The 5119-nt window shown below is 72.2% G+C and carries 3 protein-coding genes; all 3 read left to right on the top strand.

The genetic code is table 11. From position 1 onward, the window contains the following. Positions 1 to 149: 149 nt before the first annotated feature. The 3 genes from pta (at position 150) to pyk (ending at position 5075) form a co-directional block, all read left to right on the top strand. Positions 150 to 2333, top strand: coding sequence for a phosphate acetyltransferase (gene pta, locus ACFU6K_RS31025; protein ID WP_380668642.1), 2184 nt, complete (start codon positions 150 to 152; stop codon positions 2331 to 2333). Continuing rightward, complete coding sequence (locus tag ACFU6K_RS31020) at positions 2330 to 3553, top strand: acetate kinase (protein ID WP_380668641.1); 1224 nt, start codon at positions 2330 to 2332, stop codon at positions 3551 to 3553. The genes pta and ACFU6K_RS31020 overlap by 4 nt, the downstream gene beginning before the upstream one ends. Before the next feature lie 94 nt (positions 3554 to 3647). Further along, positions 3648 to 5075, top strand: a complete 1428-nt coding sequence (pyk, locus tag ACFU6K_RS31015) for a pyruvate kinase (protein WP_380668639.1) — start codon at positions 3648 to 3650, stop codon at positions 5073 to 5075. Positions 5076 to 5119: the final 44 nt, after the last annotated feature.

The raw sequence follows: 5119 nt of genomic DNA, 5'->3' as shown, positions 1-5119 counted from the left end.
CCCCGGGTGCCCGCCCCGTCGGGCGGGCCCCCGGGCAGGACCTCCGCCCCTTGCCCGAACCCCGTCGCTCTGCTCGCGGACACCCGTTCGGGGTGCGAAGGTATGGTCGATATGACCACTTTCCGAGACGACGGGACGGAGACACCCACGTGGCGCGCAGCGTGTACGTGACCGGCATCGACCGGGGGGACGGCCGCCAGGCGGTCGAACTCGGGGTCATGGAACTGCTCACCCGCCAGGTGGACCGGGTCGGGGTGTTCCGCCCGCTGGTGCACGCCGCCCCCGGGCAGCCGGGCTCCGACCACGTGGTCGAGCTGCTGCGCGGCCGCTACCGGCTCGACCTGCCCAGCAGCGAGCTGTACGGCCTCGGCTACGAGGAGGCCGCCGCCCTCCAGGCCGCCCACGGGCAGGACGAGCTGGTCTCCGCCCTGGTCGACCGCTTCCACGCGCTGGAGCGGCGCTGCCAGGCCGTCCTCGTACTCGGCACCGACTTCGCCGACACCAGCATCCCGGACGAACTCGCCTTCAACGCCCGCCTGGCCAACGAGTTCGGCGCCGCCGTGCTGCCGGTGGTCGGCGGGCACGGCGAGGACCCGGAGACGGTGGTCGCCGAGCTGCTGGGCGCCCACCGGGCCTACACCGACCTCGGCTGTCAGACCCTGGCGATGATCGCCAACCGGGTCGCCCCCGGCGCCAAGCAGCGCATCCAGCGCACCCTCACCGAGAAGCTGCCCGTCCCCGCCTACGTCATCCCGGAGGAGCCGGCCCTGGCCGCGCCCACCGTGGCCCAGCTGGTCGAGGCGACCGGCGCCGAGGTGCTGCTCGGGGACGCCGCCGGCCTCGCCCGGGACGTGCGCGGCTACGTCTTCGGCGGCGCCATGCTGCCCACCTTCCTGGACGCGCTGACCGAGGGCGCCCTGGTGGTCACCCCCGGGGACCGCGCCGACCTGGTGATCGGCTCGCTGGCCGCGCACGCCGCCGGCGCCCCGCCGATCGCCGGCGTGCTGCTGACGCTCGGCCAGCACCCCGGCCCCAACGTGATGGCGCTGGCCGCCCGGCTCGCCCCCGGCACCCCGGTCGCGGTCGTCCCCGAGGGCAGCTGGCCCACCGCCGCCCACCTGACCCACCTGGAGGGCAAGCTCACCTCGGCCAGCCCCCGGAAGGCCGAGATCGCCCTCGGCCTGTTCGAACTGCACGTCGACACCGCCGAGTTGACCAACCTGATCGAGGTCGGCCGGTCCGAGCGGGTCACCCCGATGATGTTCGAGCACGAGCTGCTGGAACGCGCCCGGGGCACCCGCCGGCACGTCGTCCTGCCGGAGGGCACCGAGGAGCGGGTGCTGCGCGCCGCCGAGATCCTGCTGCGCCGCAACATCTGCGACCTCACCCTGCTCGGCGAGGTGGACGCCGTCCGCCGCAAGGCGTCGAGCCTGAGCATCGACCTCCCGGCGGAGGATCCCAGCGCCGACCGGGCCCAGGTGCGGATCGTCGACCCGGCCACCAGCCCGCTGCGCCGCCAGTTCGCCGAGCTGTACGCGAAGCTGCGCGCCCACAAGGGGATGACCGTCGAGCTGGCCCTGGACGTGGTCACCGACGTCTCGTACTTCGGCACCCTGATGGTCCAGGAGGGCATCGCGGACGGCATGGTCTCCGGCGCGGCGCACTCCACCGCCGCCACCATCCGGCCCGCCTTCGAGGTGATCAAGACCTCGCCGGGCGCCTCGATCGTCTCCTCGGTCTTCTTCATGTGCCTGGCCGACCGGGTGCTGGTGTACGGCGACTGCGCGGTCAACCCCGACCCGGACGCCCAGCAGCTGGCCGACATCGCCATCCAGTCGGCCGCCACCGCCGCCCAGTTCGGGGTGGAACCGCGGGTCGCGATGCTCTCGTACTCGACCGGCACCTCCGGCTCCGGCGCGGACGTCGACAAGGTCCGCAAGGCCACCGAGCTGGTCCGCGAGCTGCGGCCGGACATCCTGGTCGAGGGCCCGATCCAGTACGACGCGGCGGTGGACGCCCGGGTCGCGGCCACCAAGCTGCCGGGCTCCCCGGTGGCCGGGCGGGCCACCGTGCTGATCTTCCCGGACCTCAACACCGGCAACAACACCTACAAGGCGGTCCAGCGCTCGGCCGGCGCGGTCGCGGTCGGCCCGGTGCTCCAGGGGCTGCGCAAGCCCGTCAACGACCTCTCCCGCGGGGCGCTGGTGCAGGACATCGTCAACACCGTCGCGATCACCGCCATCCAGTCCCAGGACCACGTCTCCCAGGACCTCGCCTCCCAGGACGGCGCCTCCCAGGACGGCGCGTCGGACAGCAAGGAGCTCACCGCATGAGCAAGGGCACCCGCGTCCTCGTCCTGAACGCCGGCTCCTCGTCGGTGAAGTACCAGCTGATCGACATGCTGAACGGGGCCAGGCTGGCCGCCGGACTGGTCGAGCGGATCGGCGAGGCCGGCGGGCGGCTGGTGCACACCCCGCGCACCGGCGGGCCGCGCGAGACCGTCCAGGCCTTCCCGGACCACGCCGCCGCGCTCAAGGCCGTCGCCGAGGAGCTGTCCGCCGACGGCGTCGGGCTGGACTCCCCCGAGCTGGCCGCGATCGGCCACCGGGTGGTGCACGGCGGCCTGCGGTTCACCGAGCCGACCGTGATCACCGACGACGTGCTCAAGGAGATCCGCCGGCTGATCCCGGTCGCCCCGCTGCACAACCCGGCCAACATCACCGGCATCGAGGTCGCCCGGGCCCTGCGCCCCGACCTCCCCCAGGTGGCCGTCTTCGACACCGCCTTCCACGCCTCGATGCCCGAGTACTCGGCCCGGTACGCGATCGACAAGGCCGTCGCCGACGAGCACCGGGTGCGCCGCTACGGCTTCCACGGCACCTCGCACCAGTACGTCTCCCGGGCCACCGCCCGGCTGCTCGGCAAGGACCCGGCCGAGGTCAACGTGATCGTGCTGCACCTGGGCAACGGCGCCTCCGCCTCGGCGGTCGCCGGCGGCCGCTGCGTGGACACCTCGATGGGCCTGACCCCGCTGGAGGGCCTGGTCATGGGCACCCGATCGGGCGACATCGACGCCGGCGTGGTGTTCCACCTGCACCGGGTCGGCGGGCTGTCCGTGGACGAGATCGACGACCTGCTCAACCGCCGCAGCGGCCTGCGCGGGCTGTGCGGCGAGAACGACATGCGCGAGATCATGCGCCGGGCCGACGAGGGGGACGCGGACGCGAAGCTGGCGTTCGACTCGTACGTCCACCGGCTGCGCAAGTACATCGGCGGCTACTACGCGGTGCTCGGCCGGGTGGACGCGATCGCGTTCACCGCCGGAGTCGGGGAGAACGCGGCGCCGGTGCGCGCGGCGGCCACCGCGGGACTGGAGGAACTGGGCATCGCCGTCGACCCGGAACTGAACTCGGTGCGGTCCGGCGAGGCCCGGATCGTCTCGCCCGAGTACGCCCGGGTGGCGGTCGCCGTGGTGCCCACCGACGAGGAGCTGGAGATCGCCCGACAGACCTTCGCGCTGGTGCACCGGGAACGCCGGGAGTCCGAGGACTGACACGGAACCGTCTCACTCCTCGGAAACTTTCGTCGGCGATTCCTCCCGGTGCGTGCCGAATGCACCTATAACACGAACGGATAGACTGATCCATATGCGCCGAGCGAAAATTGTCTGCACCCTGGGTCCGGCGACGGACTCCTACGAACAGCTGAAGGCCATCGTCGAGGCGGGCATGAACGTCGCCCGACTGAACATGAGCCACGGCAACCACGCGGACCACGAGGAGCGGTACCGCAAGGTCCGCCAGGTCTCGGAGGACACCGGCAAGGCCATCGGCGTCCTGGCCGACCTCCAGGGTCCGAAGATCCGTCTGGCGACCTTCGCCAACGGCCCGGTGACCGTCGACAACGGCGACGAGTTCACCATCACCACCGAGGACGTCCCCGGTGACCAGCACATCTGCGGCACCACCTACAAGGGCCTGCCCGGCGACGTGAAGCCCGGCGACCCGATCCTGATCAACGACGGCGTCATCGCCCTGGAGGTCGTCAGCGTCGACGGCCCGCGGGTGAGGACCGTGGTGGTCGAGGGCGGCGTGCTCTCGAACAACAAGGGCATCAACCTGCCCGGCGCGGCCGTGAACGTGCCCGCCCTGTCCGAGAAGGACAAGGACGACCTGCGCTTCGCGCTGCGCCTGGGCGTCGACATGATCGCCCTGTCCTTCGTCCGCAACGCGGACGACATCAAGGACGTCCACGAGGTCATGGACGAGGTCGGCATCCGGGTGCCGGTCATCGCCAAGATCGAGAAGCCGCAGGCCGTCGAGGCCATGGAGGAGATCGTCCTCGCCTTCGACGCCATCATGGTCGCCCGCGGCGACCTGGCCGTCGAGTACCCGCTGGAGCGGGTGCCGCTGGTCCAGAAGCAGCTGATCACCCTGGCCCGCCGCAACGCCAAGCCGGTCATCGTCGCCACCCAGATGATGGAGTCGATGATCCACGCCTCGCGCCCGACCCGCGCCGAGGTGTCCGACGTCGCCAACGCCATCCTGGACGGCGCCGACGCGGTCATGCTGTCCGCCGAGTCGAGCGTCGGCAAGTACCCGGTCGAGACCGTCCGCACCATGGCCCGGATCTGCGAGACGGCCGAGGGCGAGCTGCTCGCCCAGGGCCTCCAGCCGCTCAACCCGGGCCGCAAGCCGCGCACCCAGGGCGGCTCGGTCGCCCGCGCCGCGTGCGAGCTGGGCGACTTCCTGGACGGCAAGGCGCTGGTCGCCTTCACCAAGTCCGGTGACACCGCCCGCCGGCTGTCCCGCTACCGCTCGCCGATCCCGGTGATCGCCTTCACCCCGGACAGCGCCACCCGCAACCAGCTCTCGCTGAGCTGGGGCGTCGAGGCGTACGTCACGGAGCAGGTGGCCACCACCGACGCGATGGTCGCGCAGGTCGACCGGGAGCTGCTGAAGCTCGGCCGGCTCGGCGAGGGCGACACCGTCATCGTCACCGCCGGTGTCCCGGTCGGCGTCCCCGGCACCACCAACATGGTGCAGGTGCACCACCTGGGCACCCGGGGCGAGTGAGCACCCGTCAGGCCTGAACGCCCGTGGGGCGGTCCTCCTTCCGG

The organism is Kitasatospora sp. NPDC057512, assembly GCF_042802135.1.
Classification (GTDB): Bacteria; Actinomycetota; Actinomycetes; order Streptomycetales; family Streptomycetaceae; genus Kitasatospora.
The sequence above is the reverse complement of the archived record's forward strand: the minus strand, read 5'-3'. Positions and strand labels throughout refer to the sequence as shown.